Source organism: Bacillus canaveralius, from assembly GCF_002860125.1.
In the GTDB taxonomy this organism is placed as follows: domain Bacteria; phylum Bacillota; class Bacilli; order Bacillales; family Cytobacillaceae; genus Bacillus_BJ; species Bacillus_BJ canaveralius.
This window is the reverse complement of the sequence record NZ_PGVA01000071.1, coordinates 25,773-44,228: the sequence shown is the minus strand read 5'-3', so window position 1 is coordinate 44,228 and position 18,456 is coordinate 25,773. Positions and strand designations below refer to the sequence as shown.

Here is an 18,456-nt window from a genome sequence, read left to right as displayed (position 1 = left end):
ATGAATCCGCTTACACGTTTTAGGTGGAAATAAATTCCGCCAACAAATGCTTGACTCAAACTTTCTTTCACCTGTTATCTGATCATTTGCACTGTCATGGTATAATAAATTTTATATATTGCGTTACAATTTCTTTTAAGAGGTGGATTATGGACAACTTAAAGATAGGGATTATTGGGCTTGGAGCAGTTGGAAAAAGATTATTGGAGCAGTTTGCAATCCATGCCAATGTTACAGTAGAAATGCTTTGCGATACAAATCCAGCTCTGGCCAAGGAAACTTCTGAACAATATAGCAACATACCCTGGACAACCAATTATGACGAAATATTAAAAAATAAACAAATTGATTGGGTCTACATTGCAGTACCACCTAAGTACCATTACCAGATTGTCATCAGTGCTATCGAAAGCGGAAAGCATATTCTCTGCGAAAAACCGCTTGCCAATTCGTATGAAGAAGCGAAAGAAATGTATGAAAAAGCACAGGAAGCCGGGATTATCCACGCCATGAATTTTCCGACTCCTTACAGTTCTGCGTTTCAAGTAATCCAGGAAAAAGTCCAGAAGCAAACTGTTGGTGAGATTAAGAGAATTGAAGTGAAAGGTTATTTTCATGAATGGCCACGCCCATGGCAGCAAAATGATTGGATCGGCTCGAAGGAACAAGGAGGTTTTACGAGAGAAGTGTTTCCTCACTATCTCCAAATCATCTTGCAATTGTTTGGTAAATTGACCGTAGAGCACGCAAAGATCCTTTTCCCTGCTGATGATCGCCGTTCCGAAGAGAGCATGATGGCATTTCTGAAGCTTGAGGATGGTACCCCTGTCCTTTTAGATGGTGTCAGCGATATTGCATTGGAAGAAAAAATATCATTCACGATTTATGGAACTCAGGAAACAATTTCTTTGCATGATTGGAGAATCTTAAAAGTTGGCGGCAGCGGAGAAAAGCCAGAAGAAATCCCGTTGGAAACCAGAAATTCGCTTGTTCACTTAATCGATGAACTTGTCAAAGCACATAATGGCCACGACTCTGAATTGGTTACCTTCGAACAAGGATTTGCGGTACAGGCAGTTTTAGAAAAACTATTAAAAAGCTGACTTTAGAGGGGGCTCTCGTTTGCCCCCTCTTATTTTCATTCGGTGCTCGTGATTTCTTTGAGACGCTTTTCATAGTTTAATAAAATGAATACAAAATTTAATCTTCAAACCGAAAATCTTTAAATTCAAGGCGCTTCGTGGTTTCCAACTGAACGATTTCACCCGCTTCAAGTTCGATTCTTTTCTTAAACAAAGGGCCATCGTAGACAAAAGTATGGTATTCCCCTGCCTCTCCCATTGGGCAGACATTTTCCCTCGCAATATCATTGACAAACGCGTTGTCCAGTTCTCTTCCCAGCCACTCGTCGGAAAGAAGTTCGTCCCGGACCCTAATCGCCACAGCACGGTAACCGGAGTTGACAAACTTTTCAAGTGCTTGCAATGACTGTTCCTTCTTCATCCAAAGCGGATACAGCGGATTAAGTCCGGCTTTTGCAGCACTGGTCTCTCCCCACTGGCGATGTTCATCCAAATACAGGTCTCCATACGCTATATCAGTCAATGCGTACTGTTCCTTTAATTCTACTAAGTTGGTTATAAATTTAGTTGTATATTCTTCAAACGTACACTCAATAAAATGGAGCGGAATCGATAGCGCTTCCGCCTGCATCCGAATCAGCTCAAGCCTCTCTCCATGTCCGAACGTTCTTCCCAGTTCCAGAGGCACCGTTGTAACGAGACAGGCAACCTTATGACCTTCGCTAGTAAGCTTATCAAGCGCCATGCATCCATCCTTTCCGCCACTCCACGATAAAACAATTCGTTTTTCCACTTAGCAAACTCCCTTTTCACGTTATTCTAATCCGTTAGACAAAACCCATAACATTAAAATATCATATTTTCCCTTGTTGAATAGAAACATTTTTACAGTCGCTTTCCTCTTCCATTAGTTTACTTTTAAAAAAACATTTCAAAAATATGAATAATCGATTACATTTATGTCATTGGAGGTGTTTTATAAATAACGTAAACTAACCATTAGAATTTCAAATACGATCAGATCGCCAACGGGAAGAAACGCCGTATTAAAGAAGAAAAGATACACCAGGGGAATTTTATTTCATAAGGAGAATGAAGTCATGGAAAATCAGAGGCCAGAATTGGTTCACGAGAAAGAAACGCTGCTTTTCGCTATTTGTATCATCACAGCTGTTTTAGTTACTCTTTATCTATTATTTTCGATCATCGGTATTATTATTTTTATTTTCTTTGCGTTGCTGTCTTTTTTCTCGCATGCGATCTCAATCTCCCATATTCAACTGAATGGGATTCGACTGAGGGAAAAACAATTTCCCGAGTTATATAAAAAAGTTGAAACGCTTAGCCAGCGCATGGAACTGAAGCAAATACCCGAAGTATATATAGTTGAATCCGGCGGGACGTTAAACGCCTTCGCCACCAAAGTTTTTGCGCTGTTCGGCAAGAATATGGTCGTCTTATACTCAGATTTCGTGGACATTTCACTTGAATCAAACGGTTCAGAAATTGACTATGTTATCGCCCATGAACTCGCCCATATTAAAAGAAATCACATCGTCAAGACTTTGCTTGTGTTTCCGGCTATGTGGGTACCATTTGTCGGGGTCGGCTTTTCGAGAATGGCTGAATTCACTTGCGATCGGATGGCTGCTTACTATACGGATGAACCCGACGGTGCGGTTAACGGCTTATTGGTTTTAGCAGCTGGGAGACGACTCTACAAAGATGTAAATATAGAAGAATATCAGCAGCAATACAATGAGAAAAAAGGGTTTTTTGCGACAATGACAGAGCTATTGTCCACGCACCCGCCAATTCCAAAGAGAATAAACGAAATAGAAAAATTCTTGCATGGTGAACCTAGTATACCTCTTGTCAAAAAAACAAAGCAGCTAGTGGCAATTATGCTTACTATTTTTGTACTGCTCCCTGCTTTGTCTGCCGGACTATTTTTCGCTGGGTTTAAAATTCTCGAGAATGTCCCTTCCCTTGATTGGATGTTAAGTGCGGAGGATCCACCTTTACAGCAAGCTATTTTTAATGAAGATCTTGCTGAGGCAGAACAACTATTAATTGACGGCGCCGATCCAAATGAAATGAATGAGTATGGGGAAACTGCATTGACACTGGCAATTAGCTATGATGAAACAGACTTTATTCCAACACTGCTCGAACATGGTGCTGATCCAAACCTTCAAGATGAATATGGCTGGACACCTTTAATGTCTGCCGTGTCGATGGAAAACCTGGAAGCCGTTAAAATTTTGCTTGAAGCAGGCGCTGATCCGACGTTAGTAGACAGTGAGGGTATGTCGGCACTTGATTATGCAAAAGATTATGGTTATGGAGAATTTGTGGAGCTTTTAAAGTCGGTACAACCATGATAATTGATTTCTGGTGAGTACGATGTGATTCACCGTATAAAAGGCAAGGCTTTTGTATGCTCAATTCGTATACAAAAGCCTTTTTCTATGCTACCTGCCAAACAACCAGCCGCCATTAATATTAATGATTTCCCCTGTTACAAACGAAGCTTCTTCAGATGCTAAATACTTTATCCCGGCAGCGATATCATTTGCATGTCCAGCTCTGCCAACCGGAACTTGTGAAACAATTTGCTCAATGCGTTCAGATGGCCAGTGTCCTGTAAATCCAGTATCCGCGATGAATCCGGGTGCAATAGCGTTTACTGTGATTCCCTGAGGACTCAATTCTCTCGCAAGACCGGTAGTCAGTCCGTGAAGACCGGCCTTTGCAGCAGCATATGCAGTTGAACCGGCCCGGCTGCACCCGTAAACGCTGCAATTGAACTAATATTGATAATTCGTCCACCTGGCCGTTTTAAATGAGGGGACACTGCCAATGCCATAAGAAAACTTCCTGTTAATACTCTACTCATGACTTTATTTCACATCGATACTGCTCCATCTTCCTTCGTTATATCTGTTCTCAACGCCTTCAATTTCAACAAATCCAATTCTTAAAATTGCCGCTATCCATATTTAGGTTAGTGTGTCTCTCTATGTTTTGCCGTTAACTTTGTTTTATTTCAGCACCTCCCAGAAGCATTCGGAAATTGTTTCTTAATAATCCCCATTTCAATCTCAACTATGATCAGTCAAAACATATATATGGAAATACTAGGAAAAATATCATCGAAATATTCTATTCTTCTTTCCTTAACTATTTATCTATATAACTTGAATTTAACATTTACCAGCTATCTTCAGATGGGCTAAAGAGAGCGGGTGCTTTTATTGCTCATGAAGGTCAAAACTTATAGGGAATACGAGAAAAATGTCCTTATGAGTCCGATATATGGAAAGATTAATAATTGGTTAGAAAAAGCTCTCTATTTCTGAAATATCAAAGTCCGTAAATCAATAATTCTTACATATCAAACAATTTATTCTATATGAAGTTTATGAACAAATAAAATGCTTTAAAATGAATTTTTTACTTTTTTTGAAAAATTTATTAGTAAAACTTGAATTTTCTAATAATTGTGACTATAATGAATATAATTCATGAGAAGGAGGAATTTAAATGGAAAAAGCATTACTATTACTTTCTGGAGGACCAGACTCATCATCTCTGGCATACTGGATTAAACAGCAAGGATTCGAACTGCATACCCTAACCTTTAACTTCGGAGAAAAAGAAGGGGAGGCAGAAAAAAGAACAGCTAAGTACATTGCCAATCATGTTAGTAAAACACATAAATTTATTAGCTTCGAGAATGTTTTACGTGATTTTTACATGAGTGATGGTGGTCCCATTCATATCCTTCGTAAAGCTATATCTCGAGAAATTCAAATAAAACCATTTGGAGCGGGAATTGCAATATCATTGGCAGCTTCATATGCGGCTCAAATTGGTGCAAACCACTTGTTCTATGCAGTTCACAAAGATGATGCTGTATTTAGAGAAAATAATTATGAATTCTTTAATTTACTTTCTAAGGCTATTTCAATCGAATTAGGTAATGAGTTTAAAATTCATACGCCATTCCTCGATAAAACAAAAGCTGAAGTTTTAAAAATTGGATTTGAACTTGGTGTTCCAATTGAAGAAACATGGAGTTGTGCATCAAACAGCACCATTCATTGCGGTTGGTGTGAACCGTGTAAGGATAGACAACATGCTTTTAAAGATAATGGAATTACCGACAATACTCTTTATGAAAATAAAATCAATAAAATATCTGAGGCTGAAATAAAGGCCTGATCGCAGGTAAGAGCCTATTTTTCTTGTATTAGAAATATAGGCTCTTACTAATTATCGCTTTAAGGAGTGTGTTTAAATGTTGAGTGTTTTAAATGTTAGTAAAGTTTATGGAGAATCAAATGTTATTGATAATGTCTCCTTTAATATCAATGAAGGAGAGATTGTAAGTTTAGTAGGGCATAATGGCGCAGGAAAAACAACACTAATGAAAATTTTAACAGGATTAATAATTCCTGATAAAGGATTGATAACAGTATATGGTGAAAAATGGAACAAAAAACATTTAAAACAAATGTCTTTAATGCTTGAAGGTAATAGAAATTTTTATGCAGAACTCACGCTATACCAAAATATCCAGTATCTGTATAGATTAAAGGGATTTAAATATTCGAGTCATGTACAGTCTAGTATTGATTATTACCTAAAGATATTTAATTTGTATGACCATGCTTCAAAACCAATCTTCAAACTTTCACGTGGCATGCAGCAAAAAGTGTCTATCATTTTAAATTTTATCCTTCCAAGCAAGATAATATTATTAGATGAACCAACTCTTGGGTTAGATATCTTTTCAATTGATGAGTTTGAAAAGCTTATTACTCAAACAAAGGCTAATGAGAAAATTGTTCTTATAACCTCTCACCAACTCGATTTACTACAAAAACTTTCAGATCGGCTAATAGTAATTCATAACGGTAAAATTCTCTTTAATGACAAACCTGAATATTTTATCAACAAATATGCACAGATTAACTGTAAAATTACATATAAAACAAAAATTCCAGAAAATGATCTCCAAAACCTTTTACATAAAGGTATAGCTTATGAAGTCTTTGAAGATAGAAATGAAATTTTATTACAATATCAAAATGGGTTTGAACTTAACGATTACCTTAAAATGTTGACTATTGCAAATGTTGAAAGTATAAATAAGACAACTCCTAAATTAGAAGAAGCTTATAAAAATTTTTGGTTGAATGAGGACACGGCATGATAGAGCTTTTAAAGGCGAACTTCATAAAGGAGATGCATCTAATACTTAATAGAAAAATTGGGATGGCATTTACCATTTTAAATTCTTTTTTACTTTTTTTTGCTTTATATACGTTATTTAATAATATTGTGGAAACGGATAGTAACTCACGTGCCATTTTTATTGTGAGTTATGCTTTATGGTACTTTTCACTTGCGATTATTACTGAACCAGGCTGGGTAATATTAAATGAATCAACAAGAGGTACCATTGAACAATGGTGGTTATCTCCATACTCATTTTGGATTATTCTTTTTTCAAAAATTATAGCTGATAATATTGTAAATTCCGCAAGAACTGTATTATTAGTCATTTTAATCTTAATAACTACTAACTCTAGTGTGGAATTGGGCCTGAATTCACTTGCTGTACTGCTGATTTCCTTACTAGGTATGTATGGGATTGGTTTTGTAATGGCTGGAGTTGCGTTAGTATACAAAAGGGTACAAGATATAATACCAATTTTACAGTATTTATTGCTAGCTGTTATATCATTGCCACCAAATGATAGCTTTTATGCTATCATTATGCCCATATATTCAACTACTATACTCTTAAAACGTAGTATAGTGGGAAATTCTATATTTATTTCAGAGTACTTATTATTTGTGATTACCTCGATTTTAACTTTTTGTATGGGAGTGCTATTTTTTATTATTTGCGAAACAAACGTTAGAAAGAGAGGAACACTTGGTAAAGGATAGTGTGAAAAAAATGGGGACATGTATATTTTGTGATATTATAAAACAAAAAGTTTCGTGTTTCGAAGTGTATAGAGATGAATATGTAACAGCATTTCTTGATATAAATCCTGTCACTTCTGGTCATACATTAATTATACCTAATAAACATATTGAGAGACTTGATTATTTAGATGAACCCGGTCTTTCTAATGCTTTAATGAGTTCCTTAATAAAAGTTTCCCAAATATTAATTAAGTCAGGCATTTGTGATGACTTTACAGTTCTCTCGGATAATGGAGATCAAGCACAACAAGATATTAAGCACATTCATTTTCATATTATACCTAGACACTCAGATGAAAATTTCAGCTTCAAATTGTATACGGATCATATTGCAGCGGAGAAAAATAATCTACTTCAGATTTGGGAGAAAATTAAAAGAAAACAAATTGATTAATTAGGGTCTGCTGAAAAACCATACGGTAAGAGTGAAAAAGGTTTACGTGCTTTGTCAGAAAATAAGTGTAAGGATTTGTTCAGAAATTAAAACTTTGTACTTGGAGGGCACATTTTATATATATAAGTAACCAAAAATTAACTATTTTTTCAGACAATCTTATTCCATTAGATTATATGGAAATTTAAATAGAAATAATAGCTGGATTCTTTTAGATAAGTTGATCTCCTGGTGAATACAGAAGAAAAAAGAGCATCGTCCGTCCGATGCTCTTCGTTTCTCAATTGATAAACTTGAATTCTGTTCTGCTTCCCGATTGCGATGCGATAACTTCCAACCGTGCATCAATTCTCTCTTTCAACTCAGGTACGTGCGAGATAATGCCGACTAGCCTGCCGCTACTTTGAATATCCATCAACGCTTCAACCGCCTGGTCGAGTGATTCTGGGTCGAGAGTGCCAAAGCCTTCGTCAATAAACATTGTTTCCAATGATACTCCACCTGCATATTGCTGGACGACAGTTGCCAGACCGAGTGCAAGGGAAAGGGCCGCTTTAAAGCTTTCTCCTCCGGAAAGTGTTTTGACGTGGCGTTCCTGGCCGGTATACTGATCGAAAACGAGCAATTCAAGCCCGCTCTGGGCATTTCCCTTTGAACGGTCCGTTTTTCTCAGCAGCTCGTAACGGCCATTCGTCATTTTGCCGAGCCGCACGTTGGCTTCAGCTAAAATATCATCTAAAAACGCAGCAAGGACAAAGCGCTCAAAGGTGATCCGGTATGTGTTTTGCCCCTTTGAAATTTCGAATAGATGACCGATAACATTGTACTTCTCCTCAAGTGCTTTCATCGTCGCATTTATTTCATCGACCTTTAAGACAATGTTCTCGTTGTTGCGTTTTTTCATCAATAAATCGGTGTAACGCTCCTGCAGCTCTTTAATCTGTTCAGTGATTTGCTTAAAGTTTTCGTTCATGCTTTCAAGGTCCGGTTCTTTTACATCTTTAAGCAGCTCGGAAAATTCCGCATGCCTGTCAGACACAGATCGATATTCCTCCCGGTATTGGCGGACAGCGTGCTCAAGCTCGACAACTTCCGCTTCTGTTTTTTTCGCTTCAGCGTATACGTTGTAATTTTCGAATCCTTGCTCTGACAGCTTGTTTTTAAACGCTTCCCGCTCAATTCCAAGCTTCCGTTCTAAACTGGTTGCCTGATTCTCAAGCTCATTATGACGGGCTGTTTCACCTGCTAATTTTTCTTTCGTCGCGTTGTAGAGCTCCTGGGCTTTTTCATGACGTTGTTGCAAATTCCGCACCCTTTTTTCAGCGTTTTCGAGTTCAGATTTATAGGCTGCCAGAGTCCTGATGCTCTCGGGAATTGTTTGTTCGATTCTCATCAAGTTTGTTCTTTTTTCTGTGTATTGAATCGTTAAATCTTGAATTGCGCGGGCGAGCTCCTGTAATTGCACCTGGATTGCCTGCTTCTGTTCTTCAGCCTTGTGAATAACAGCAGTCACTTGAGCAAGCTTCGTTTTTTTGCCCTGGAGCTGCCTTTGAATTTCGCTAAGCTTTTCTCGTTCTGCTTCCATATTGATTTTCAGCATCCGTACCTGCTCACCGCTATTTTCTCCACTTTCGAGATTGATTTGTGCTTGCAGCTCTGAACGATTTTGAATAAGCGAATTCAATAAGGACTGGCTTTCAAACATCGCCGACTCCACTTTCGCTTTTTCCTGCTCAAGTGCGGCTGCCTCCTGCTTGGCCGCCTTTATGTCCTGCTCGTTCGGCACAGACTCAGAAGATGCATCAGCCGGGAGCGGATGGTGTTCAGAGCCGCAAACCGGACAACGGCTGCCATCCTCAAGCTTTCCTGCCAAAATCGCTGCTTGCCCATGAATCCAATTTTCTTCAAGGTTGTCAACAAGGGCTCTCGCATCCATCAGCCGGCTTTGCGTATGCTCAAACATATTCTTTCTTTGTGCATAGGTGCTTTCAGCTTGCTTTTCCTTTACCAATAGCTGTTCAAATTTAGTGAGTTTCTCATGTTCAGCATTTAGCTTTTCAAGCTTCCGCTCGTTCTCGAGATAAGCGATCTGTGCTTTTTCGATATCAAGCTTCTCTTCAAGCATATCTTTCAACAGTTTTTCTGTTTTCGTCATGCTGGCTTCCGATTGTTGCTGCTGCGAGACAGACTCATCCAGTTTACTTCTTAACGAGGACACTTGTTCGTTAAGATCTGCAAACGAACGAACATCACTTTCGATACTAAGCAGGCGGCTAACTTCCTCTGCTGCCTTTTTTCGTTCGTCTTCCCTGCCTTTTTCGAACAGATATGCTTTTTCATACTCTGTAAGCTTCTCTTCCAGGCCCTTTTTACTCAAAAGTACACCATCACGAAGCTTTTTGCTTTCATCCAGCTCAAGCTTCAAGCGATGGCAAAGCTCCTCTTGCTGCGAAAGTAAGGCCGCCTTATGGGCAAGGCTGATATCTTTTTCCTTCTTTTCAAAGGCACTCTTCTGTTCTTCGAGCACGATAATTTTCGCTTCAAGCTCTTTTTTCGTGTTCAGCTGCTTGATGATCAGTTCCGCTTCATATATTTGTTGCTGAAGCTTATCCCGATCCTCCTGCCTGGCCTTCCCTTCCTTCTCAATCTTTTCAAGAAGGGTGGACATTGCGTCAACTTCTTGTTTGATAAGTGGGATGATCACCGAGTCATTCAAAGGAGTTTCAGTTAAAAGGGTTATTAATTCTTTATTGTCAAGAACATGAACAGCACTGATGGTCCGGTTCCTGTCTTCGATCTGGTTTTCAACGTTTTTTTTCAAAAGTGTCGCTTCTTCTTTCAGCTTTTCTTCGATCCGTTTATATATTTCGGTATGAAAAAGACGTTGTAAAATCTGCTCCTTATCCTTGCTGTCTGAAGTCAGCAGCTTACGGAACTCGTTCTGGGGAATCATCAAAATTTGCCTGAACTGGTTGCTGTCGATGAGCATAATTTCTTTTATTTTTTCATTCGTATCGCGGACGTTGGCCGCCAGAAGCTGGCGTTCACCTGTTTCGTTTAAAACATAAAGCTCTGATCTTGCGCCGATTGTCGTATGGCCATCGCCGCGCTCTTTTCGTTTATCCTGTTGCGGCGAGCGCACGATATAATACGTTTTTTCACGCAAAGAAAATTCAAGCGCTACTTCTGTCAGCACCTCTTCCCGTGCAAACTGGCTCCTGAGCCCGGGACCGTCGCGGTCTTCTCCGCTCGCTTCCCCATAAATTGCATAGCTGATGCCGTCAAAAATCGTCGTCTTTCCAGAGCCGGTTTTTCCGGAAATAACGAACATTGTCCTGCTTCCCAGTGTGGTGAAATCGATCGTTTCGCTGCCGGCATAGGGCCCAAAAGCTTGCAGCATCAATTTTAGCGGCTTCATTTCCGGCCTTCCTCCTTCAGCACTTTTTCAATTACAGACACCATGATCTCCCGCTTGTCCGTGGAAAACTCAGAGGTTGTCATTTCATTATAAAACTGGGCGAATAAATCAAGTTCTGATTTTTTCTCTTCCTTCACTGATGTAAATGAACGCTTCTTTTTCATATCTGTTAAAGCTGCTTTTCGTTCAAGATGGAGCACATTTGGATAGACCTGGCGAAGCTTGTTGATCGGGTCAATCAGCGCACCCTCATCGAGAAGGGTGATTTTCAGGTAATCATCACAGCATTGTTTTTGATAAAAGTGAGGGTCAAGCAATTCCTCTAAATGTCCTTCCAGTTCGCGCATGTCCTGCTTAGGTGTTAACGAACGGCTGCGCAGCTCGAAATCACCATTTTCATTCATCTCAATGATAGAAACAGCTTTGCGCTGTGTCGCTTCGGAAAAAGAATATTTTAATAGCGAGCCCGAGTATTTCACTTTTTCATGCTTGATCGCATCCGGACTGTGCAAATGGCCGAGAGCTGTGTAAGAAAAAGGCTCAAATAATTCGGCGTTCACACACCCCGAACCTCCGACTGACAAAGTCCGTTCCGAATCGGACGTTTGCCCGCCGAGCACGAATGCATGTCCAACAAGCACATTCGCTTCATGATGATTCATCGTCTCTTCTATTTTTCCAACTAGCGCCTTCATCGCATCATGGTGGGAATGAATGCTGTCATCCGCAAGGAGCTGCCTGACCGTTCCCGGTTCTGCGTAAGGAATAGAATAAAAGTTTACTCCATTTATATGTACTGGACGTAAATCATCTGTCAGTTTGCTTGTTAAGTACAGTTTGCTTTGCTTGTACCATGAGCTTCCGAAAGAAAGGCGTTCCGCACTATCATGATTCCCGCCAATCGCGACCACGGGCGTTTTGAGCTCAACATTTATTTTGTACAATATCTCATCAAGGAGATCAACAGCACTCGTGGGCGGAACCGAACGATCATACAAATCGCCAGCGATTACAACCGCATCGGGCTGCTCCTCTTCTACCAAATGAATAAATTGATTCAAAATCTCGCGCTGGTCCTCGGTCATATAAACGCCGTGCACAAGCTTGCCTAAATGCCAGTCAGCCGTATGTATAAACTTCAACAACCTTCACCTCTCATAATCGATACTACGATGTTACCATTATAACAAACGAGAATTTTGAATGGCGTGCATAGTTAAAGGAAAATGGCACACCACAATAATAGCAATAACCTATCAAACTGCTAGCAATTTGCTAATGCGATTTTTTTAACAAAATAAAAACAGCCCAACCAAAAGAGTTGAGCTGTGAACAATCGTTACTTAATTATTTTTTTACAACGTTAGCAGCTTGAGGTCCACGAGCTCCTTCGACAACTTCGAAAGAAACTTCTTCGCCTTCTTCTAATGTTTTAAATCCTTCTGTTTGGATTGCAGAGTAATGTACGAAAACATCATTTCCGTCTTCAGCTTCGATGAATCCGAAACCTTTTTCAGAGTTGAACCATTTTACTTTACCGTTTTTCATTGAAAAATCCTCCTAATAGCTCCTGAAAAGCCATGTGTAAATTAACCGATTTACAACGTATAAGCTTGACATTACTCATCCAAACGTTTGGAACATTGAATAAGCTATTTGCAAAAATCGAACACGATGCAAAATGGCTTATTACAATTTACCATAAAAGACAGGTAAAGTCAAGATAAATTGCATATTATTAACAGTGCATCATTCCTTCAAACGGTCCGGTAAATCCTGAATCGACAGAACTACTTTGTCCAGCTTCGCCTCAATTCGATGCAGCAAATAAAGGGTCACAACAATCGGAAAGCCCACATCGCTAATGAATGGGATAATCTGTTCCATTTGCTCTGTTCCTCCTCCCTTCCCAGGCTGAAATGATGATGGATTTTTGTGAAAAAAAGCCGGATTCAAAATCGAACCCGGCCCTGTTCTTAAGCTATTTCATAATCGGTTACATTTCTTTCAACCACTCTCGCACCTTTAACAGCTGCAAGATTACCATTAGCGGTTGTAAATGCCCCGGCTAAAATAATTTGGTCCATCGATTGCTTCACTGCAACAGGATCAATCGGTTCCTTGGGATTGTCGACTGAAACTCTAGCGATCGCACCTGAATCTGTTAAAAACTGCAATTCCATTGTTTTCGCCACTCTAACCACCTCCTCTCCCTATTTTTTCATTAAGCGATAATGTCCAAGCTGTCACTCCGTTCAACCGTGCTTAACGGGTCCGCACATAGCCCTGCTAAAGCTAACGCTGTTTGGTAAAGCTGATCTGGAGTAGCTTCCTTTTTGATGTTGTTGTAGGTTTTTGTCTTAAAGATCGGCTCTCCTTTTTCATTCAAGCCACTTTCAAAAACCAGGCGAAGCCTCGATTCCATTAACAATCCCTGCGCCATCATGATCACCTCCCTTCACCCTTTATATATAAAAATCGACGCTGATCGGACAGGTTATTTCTTTGGAAAAATAAAAAACCCCTTTCGCCATTTTGATTTCAGAAAAGAGGTGTTAATTTGAATAAATATAAAAAAAAGCAAGGCTTTTTCAGCCTCACCTTGTGATTAGTTATTATATGCCTCCATTTGATTTTCATATTGGTACTGAACCATCTCAAAGTCCATTCCCCAATCCTGCATAGCACGCTCTATTTGAGTTTGCTTAACATCAGTGTCGATGACCATTGCCTTTAGTTCGTTATAAGCAGCAGTTTGATTCTCAACCTGATAGTCTTGCATTTCATAGTCGTCAACCCAATCAGCCTCAGCCTTCTTGTTGATCTCACTAGCAACAACTGCAGGATCCAGTTGGGCGATAGGGTTTTCAAATGCAGTGGTTGCCGGTGTTGCAGCGGGTGCGGGTGCGGGTGCTGGCGCCGGTTCATGTGTTGTTGTACCGGTTGCTGCCTCATCAACAGTTTCTTCTTTAGGTGCTTGAGCCAAAACTAGCTCACCCTTCACTTCTTCCAATTGTTTCTCTAATTCTTCAATTTTTTTCTCAGCCTTAACTAAATCTTTTTTTGCCTCAGTATCTTCGTTATTGTTATTCCCGCATCCAGAAACAATAGACCCGATAATAGTTAAAGCTATTAACAATACCGACCATTTTTTGCGAAATAGTTGCTTACCTGATTCACTTGCCATGATGTAAATCCTCCGCTTATGTAATTTAATTTCAAGTAAATTGTAACATGAATGTAATGTTATTGTTATATTAAAATTATTTTCCCCTAAGCCATTCCTTAATAGTGACGATTTTCCAATAACAGCCCTTATTTTACAAATAAGAGTTAAAATCTAGACATTTTATACGATATAGAAAGTAAATTTAAAAAATAGAGGGTGTTAGTATGTTTCAAGTTGGAAGACTTGCAGATATTAAAGAATTTAAAGATATTTCTCTAATGAATATACTTATTGGGATGTATATTTTTTCTGTAAGTTTGTATTTAATGAAGGGACTTTCTCCTGCAGTTTTTAATGAGCTTAATATTGTAGTAAACAAGTATGTAGATTTAATTAGTTATAACATTATTATCATACTGAAGTCTTTTATTCATATTACGTCATATCTGATCATACTTTTATTTTTAGGTTCCGCACTACTTTTAATTTGGGATGCTGTTTACTGGAAAAAGTATGATCGATCTGAATCATTAAGCTACATTCGTTTTATTATTAGTCGTAAACTTCCAGATTATTATTATAATCTTTCCATGTGGTATATTCTTTATTTATCAGTATCGCACTTGTTTGATTTATATACCTATTTACCGGATTATTTATCATTTTTCTTATTACTTTCGCTTATGTTTTTAATGATGAAAATGATCAATTTCATTTTCTCTAATTATGATTAATATTATAGTAGGTTATCAAACTTTGCGTTTATACTGAAACTCGCCTTTGAAATTTTAATAATCTCTATTTCTACCAGTTGTATAGTAAACATTTTAATAATAGGCAATTCTGTGTAATTGACAAATAGATTGTCTGCTAGTCTTCTGTCTACAGTTAAAAACTAGTACCATAGAGATTAGAAATTGATGCATTAACAGTGTCAGCAGCACCTAACTGTCATTGATAGAAATTTGTTTTAATATGCTATCTTTTCTCCTTCCAAAACTAAAAGACTTCAGTTTCAATAACTTCTTTGATTCCAGAGACGCTTGCCTTTGTAACAGTTTCCATATCGCTTAAACTAAATTGATTGGCTGTTTGAGGAAAATTTTGAGGAACTGTTTTAATGGGTTAGACGTTAGATGAGTGTTCTCATTAATAATGGTGGTATTGACATACAAAAACATTGAATTATGTTTTTGTAATATATGCTTATCGAACAACTCATTGCATAGTTGTATATTAAGCATTATCTTAAATCAAATACTTCAACAGTTAATTGCATAAAAAAGCCTTCTACTTATTTTATGTAGAAGAAGCATAATTGTATTTTCGCATAAGCGGATTTTCTCATATTCTCCAGTCTCTATATACTTCATAATTATTTCTTGGTCGCTTTTCTAAGCATGTCTAATGCTAACTGTCTTTTTTGTTTACTAGCAACAGAATCTTTCTTGTTGAATGACAAAGCGAAATTAGCTAGATCTTGACCTTGAAGAACTGGAGTAGCTTCAAAAGGTTTCGCCATAAGTTTGTCCTCCCTTTCGCATACTGCAATCACCTCGTAACATCTAGTATTTAACTTTAATGTAAAAAAACCGCTACAAGTTGGTTTGTACATTTTGGTGTTTCGCTCTAGTTTTTTCGCGTATACCAAGGAAATTTACTTAGCGGATTTTGTTTGCTCCTACTCTAAAATTTTCGCCTATACTAGTTCTTTTTACGCTTATATCCCTCTCTTTGTTTTTATTGGCTCGCTACCGACCCGCCATCTACACGAAGGTTCACTCCATTAATAAAGCCGGCCTGGCTTGAAGCGAGGTACACAACCGCAGATGCGACTTCTTCGACTGTGCCTGGCCGTTTCACTTCTACATGCGGACGGTTTTCCTTCAGAAATTGCTGAACAGCTTCGTCATAGCTGATGTTCTGCTTTTTGGCATTATCTTTTAACAAGTTCTCCAACATTGGTGTCATGATAAATGCCGGGGATACGGTATTGACTAAAATTCCCTGGTCCGCATATGCTTTTGACAAGCTTTTCGTAAAATTGATCAGAGCCGCTTTTGACGCATTATAATGAGGCATGAATGGATCAGGCTGCACACCGGATTCTGAAGAAATATTGATAATACGTCCATTGCCTGCCTTTTTCATATAGGGGATCACCGCTTTTGTGACACGCACTGTCCCAAAAAGATTAATATCAAAAAGACGTTGCCAATCCTCGATTTCCAGGAATTCGAACTCATCAAATCCACTGGCAATTCCCGCATTATTGACAAGAATGTCAATCGTGTGGAAACGATCAATGGCTGCTGAAACCAGGTGATCAACATCCTCTTGTTTCGATAAATCTGCTTGAATGGCAAGTACGTTCCCACCATTCTGCTCTATTTCGTGCTTAGCTTCATTCAATGCTTCTTCACCGCGTGCACAAATGACGACATTTGCTCCTTCTGCTGCTAACGCGATGGCAATGGCTTTCCCGATCCCCTTACTGCCGCCAGTCACAAGTGCAGTTTTATTTTTTATACCAAGCTCCATTTAATATCATCCTCTCTTACCAAAATTGCGTTTAGTAACACTTAATATAGAGTATAGAACATCTGAAGACAATTGATTTGTCTGCATCCGCACTCTAGTTCATCACTATTAGACAAAAGCAGCACATTAACCGTCTTGCTGATGCAGCGCTGTAAACTATACTGCTTTAACATGCATACCTTATTCTTGCCCCATGGGATTTAATCAAGGTTGCTATTTGATTAATAATTTTTCCATTATGACAGTTTTTACTTGAAAGCCATTAGGATTCGTGACCGTTTCCTCTTTGTGCAATTTGTAACCGATGGACTCGTATAATCGAATGTTTTTAGGTAAGGACATTCTTACCCTGCATTCGATTTTCGTTTTACCATCTTTTATCGCGTAATTTTCCAGCCACAATAACATTGCCTTAGCCAGCCCCTTCCCCCGTGCATAAGGTGGAACTGATACTCGTGAAAAATATAAGGATTGCAGTTTTGTACTGAATCTTAGCGTGCCAACAGGTGTTCCATTCAAAAAGCATAATAAAATTTTTTCAGCACCATTCATAAATGAGTTTTCTATGGACGTTTCTGATTCATTCAATGCACTAGAAGGTATCTCAAGGTATCGATACTCTTCAAAGGCTTCTAACATTAGTTTATAGGCAGTGGCGATATCTTCTCTTTTTCCTAATTTAATTTCTACGTTCACAGTTCTTCCCCCAAAACGCTACTAATGTTCAATCCATATAAATAAAATTCTTCACTTATTTTAGATTTCCTTCTGCAGTTAAACTTCTTTATTATTCAATGAGGAAATTCAATAATGTTCTTCAATAGAGCGAAGTTATCGAAAAATTTAAACTGGTCGGATCGGGTCTCCTGCATCTAAGATTCCTGAGTATACTTTGAAACAGGACGAGCAAAATAAACTTAAAAAGGAGTTGATCAGATGCGGCATGCATTGGCGATTTCGATTAAGTTTATTTCGACGCTGATTATTCTAGGTATTATTCTTGGGTTATTTTACAATTTAGGATTTACGGAAGTTCTAATGATAACTGTGGTATTCACTGTGTTAAGTTATATTATGGGTGATTTGCTTATATTGCGTAGAACAAATAATCTGTCAGCTTCTATCGCTGACTTTGGGATAGCATTCATCGTCATTTACTTTATGACTAGAAATGTAGCGTTTGTGGACGATGTATCTACAGCTGCTTTATTTTCTTCCATTGCCATCGCATTCTCTGAATACTTGTATCATCGTATTGTACCTAGACGCGCGGAAAGAACGGAACGCACTAACGAGAACCGAAATGCGACAGTTAACAATAACCTGATTCAAACGGAAGCGGCAGAAGAATTGGCACCTGTCAGACCTGATGTGAGAAGTCCAAAAAAGAACAACTCAAAAAAGAAAAAGAGAAAGTAATTGACTTGGCCCAATTTTATAATTGGGCTTTTATATTGTTCACCTAACGATATGTGATCCAAAACAAATAGAGTGTATCTGCACGTGCAATACACTCATTCAACGTATTAAAATGAACTAACCACAGAACTAAGGTGTATATTGATCCCCATTATACTCATCGTTAAATTCGAACACATGGGGTGCTAATTCAGTATCCGATACAGGTTCGACTGTAGAAATCCGATCCTCCCAGCGGCGATTTGCTTCGTAAAACTGATCTTCGAGAAATCCAGCTTGTTCGTGTGTAAGTTCCAATACAATTTCATTATTACTGTCATCAAAAGCTTTTAAAAGAACATAGCTCTCCTGGTCACGAGTAACATTGCCCACTTTCAGATACAAATTTTTGATTTGATACCTTACTTTCATGCTGTCCATCCAACAC

General features: G+C 38.5%; 21 protein-coding genes and 1 pseudogene. 8 read left to right on the top strand and 14 right to left on the bottom strand.

Going from position 1 to position 18,456, the window contains the following annotated elements:
- Window positions 1-149 precede the first annotated feature (149 nt).
- Window positions 150-1,103: a Gfo/Idh/MocA family protein gene (locus CU635_RS20985; RefSeq protein WP_101579325.1), complete on the top strand. Its 954-nt coding sequence runs from the start codon at window positions 150-152 to the stop codon at window positions 1,101-1,103.
- A 97-nt stretch (window positions 1,104-1,200) separates the two neighbouring features.
- Here the strand turns inward: CU635_RS20985 and CU635_RS20980 are convergent, their stop codons facing one another.
- A complete protein-coding gene (locus CU635_RS20980; protein ID WP_101579324.1) occupies window positions 1,201-1,875 on the bottom strand; it encodes a Dph6-related ATP pyrophosphatase in 675 nt (224 codons plus the stop codon).
- Window positions 1,876-2,182: 307 nt separating this feature from the next.
- On the opposite strand from CU635_RS20980, the gene CU635_RS20975 reads away from it, so the two are divergent.
- Window positions 2,183-3,466 carry a M48 family metallopeptidase gene (locus CU635_RS20975; RefSeq protein ID WP_101579323.1) on the top strand — a complete coding sequence of 428 codons (1,284 nt, stop codon included), beginning with the start codon at window positions 2,183-2,185 and terminating at the stop codon, window positions 3,464-3,466.
- 90 nt (window positions 3,467-3,556) lie between these two features.
- Here CU635_RS20975 and CU635_RS23995 read toward each other — a convergent pair.
- Together CU635_RS23995 and CU635_RS24160 are read right to left on the bottom strand one after the other, a co-directional pair.
- Window positions 3,557-3,826: pseudogene (locus tag CU635_RS23995) on the bottom strand (SDR family oxidoreductase); the annotation flags it as partial.
- Window positions 3,814-3,981 carry a hypothetical protein gene (locus CU635_RS24160; RefSeq protein ID WP_257959302.1) on the bottom strand — a complete coding sequence of 56 codons (168 nt, stop codon included), beginning with the start codon at window positions 3,979-3,981 and terminating at the stop codon, window positions 3,814-3,816. The gene CU635_RS24160 and the pseudogene CU635_RS23995, both read right to left, overlap by 13 nt.
- 647 nt (window positions 3,982-4,628) lie before the next feature.
- On the opposite strand from CU635_RS24160, the gene CU635_RS20965 reads away from it, so the two are divergent.
- The 4 genes from CU635_RS20965 (at window position 4,629) to CU635_RS20950 (ending at window position 7,482) form a co-directional block, all read left to right on the top strand.
- Window positions 4,629-5,309 (top strand): 7-cyano-7-deazaguanine synthase, encoded by a 681-nt coding sequence (locus CU635_RS20965; protein WP_101579322.1) that lies wholly within the window; start codon window positions 4,629-4,631, stop codon window positions 5,307-5,309.
- 76 nt (window positions 5,310-5,385) lie between these two features.
- Window positions 5,386-6,303, top strand: coding sequence for an ABC transporter ATP-binding protein (locus CU635_RS20960; RefSeq protein ID WP_101579321.1), 918 nt, complete (start codon window positions 5,386-5,388; stop codon window positions 6,301-6,303).
- Complete coding sequence (locus CU635_RS20955; protein ID WP_101579320.1) at window positions 6,300-7,046, top strand: hypothetical protein; 747 nt, start codon at window positions 6,300-6,302, stop codon at window positions 7,044-7,046. Before CU635_RS20960 ends, CU635_RS20955 begins: the two co-directional genes overlap by 4 nt.
- Window positions 7,033-7,482: an HIT family protein gene (locus CU635_RS20950; RefSeq protein ID WP_245917551.1), complete on the top strand. Its 450-nt coding sequence runs from the start codon at window positions 7,033-7,035 to the stop codon at window positions 7,480-7,482. The genes CU635_RS20955 and CU635_RS20950 overlap by 14 nt, the downstream gene beginning before the upstream one ends.
- A gap of 280 nt (window positions 7,483-7,762) precedes the next feature.
- Here the strand turns inward: CU635_RS20950 and CU635_RS20945 are convergent, their stop codons facing one another.
- From CU635_RS20945 to CU635_RS20915, 7 genes are all read right to left on the bottom strand, one after another.
- Window positions 7,763-10,900, bottom strand: a complete 3,138-nt coding sequence (locus CU635_RS20945) for an AAA family ATPase (protein WP_101579319.1) — start codon at window positions 10,898-10,900, stop codon at window positions 7,763-7,765.
- Window positions 10,897-12,042: an exonuclease SbcCD subunit D gene (locus CU635_RS20940; protein ID WP_101579318.1), complete on the bottom strand. Its 1,146-nt coding sequence runs from the start codon at window positions 12,040-12,042 to the stop codon at window positions 10,897-10,899. Before CU635_RS20940 ends, CU635_RS20945 begins: the two co-directional genes overlap by 4 nt.
- Before the next feature lie 205 nt (window positions 12,043-12,247).
- Entirely contained in the window at window positions 12,248-12,448 is a 201-nt protein-coding gene (locus CU635_RS20935) for a cold-shock protein (protein ID WP_101579317.1), read from the bottom strand.
- 201 nt (window positions 12,449-12,649) lie between these two features.
- Window positions 12,650-12,787, bottom strand: coding sequence for a YvrJ family protein (locus CU635_RS20930; RefSeq protein WP_101579316.1), 138 nt, complete (start codon window positions 12,785-12,787; stop codon window positions 12,650-12,652).
- Between the two features lie 89 nt (window positions 12,788-12,876).
- The gene (locus CU635_RS20925; protein WP_101579315.1) at window positions 12,877-13,095 is read right to left on the bottom strand and encodes a DUF2922 domain-containing protein; all 219 of its coding nucleotides are present in this window, start codon (window positions 13,093-13,095) and stop codon (window positions 12,877-12,879) included.
- 29 nt (window positions 13,096-13,124) lie between these two features.
- A complete protein-coding gene (locus tag CU635_RS20920; protein WP_101579314.1) occupies window positions 13,125-13,343 on the bottom strand; it encodes a DUF1659 domain-containing protein in 219 nt (72 codons plus the stop codon).
- A gap of 165 nt (window positions 13,344-13,508) precedes the next feature.
- Complete coding sequence (locus CU635_RS20915) at window positions 13,509-14,087, bottom strand: hypothetical protein (protein ID WP_101579313.1); 579 nt, start codon at window positions 14,085-14,087, stop codon at window positions 13,509-13,511.
- A 206-nt stretch (window positions 14,088-14,293) separates the two neighbouring features.
- On the opposite strand from CU635_RS20915, the gene CU635_RS20910 reads away from it, so the two are divergent.
- Window positions 14,294-14,803, top strand: coding sequence for a hypothetical protein (locus CU635_RS20910; RefSeq protein ID WP_101579312.1), 510 nt, complete (start codon window positions 14,294-14,296; stop codon window positions 14,801-14,803).
- Between the two features lie 641 nt (window positions 14,804-15,444).
- On the opposite strand, the gene CU635_RS23535 is transcribed toward CU635_RS20910, so the two are convergent.
- The 3 genes from CU635_RS23535 to CU635_RS20900 all read right to left on the bottom strand — a co-directional run bounded on the left by CU635_RS23535 (window position 15,445) and on the right by CU635_RS20900 (window position 17,306).
- Entirely contained in the window at window positions 15,445-15,591 is a 147-nt protein-coding gene (locus CU635_RS23535; protein ID WP_180955521.1) for a hypothetical protein, read from the bottom strand.
- Window positions 15,592-15,809: 218 nt separating this feature from the next.
- Entirely contained in the window at window positions 15,810-16,610 is an 801-nt protein-coding gene (locus CU635_RS20905; RefSeq protein WP_101579311.1) for an SDR family NAD(P)-dependent oxidoreductase, read from the bottom strand.
- A 213-nt stretch (window positions 16,611-16,823) separates the two neighbouring features.
- The gene (locus CU635_RS20900; protein WP_245917550.1) at window positions 16,824-17,306 is read right to left on the bottom strand and encodes a GNAT family N-acetyltransferase; all 483 of its coding nucleotides are present in this window, start codon (window positions 17,304-17,306) and stop codon (window positions 16,824-16,826) included.
- Between the two features lie 240 nt (window positions 17,307-17,546).
- On the opposite strand from CU635_RS20900, the gene CU635_RS20895 reads away from it, so the two are divergent.
- Complete coding sequence (locus tag CU635_RS20895) at window positions 17,547-18,029, top strand: DUF2512 family protein (RefSeq protein WP_101579310.1); 483 nt, start codon at window positions 17,547-17,549, stop codon at window positions 18,027-18,029.
- A gap of 129 nt (window positions 18,030-18,158) precedes the next feature.
- Here CU635_RS20895 and CU635_RS20890 read toward each other — a convergent pair whose 3' ends face one another.
- Entirely contained in the window at window positions 18,159-18,449 is a 291-nt protein-coding gene (locus tag CU635_RS20890; protein ID WP_101579309.1) for a hypothetical protein, read from the bottom strand.
- Window positions 18,450-18,456 lie beyond the last annotated feature (7 nt).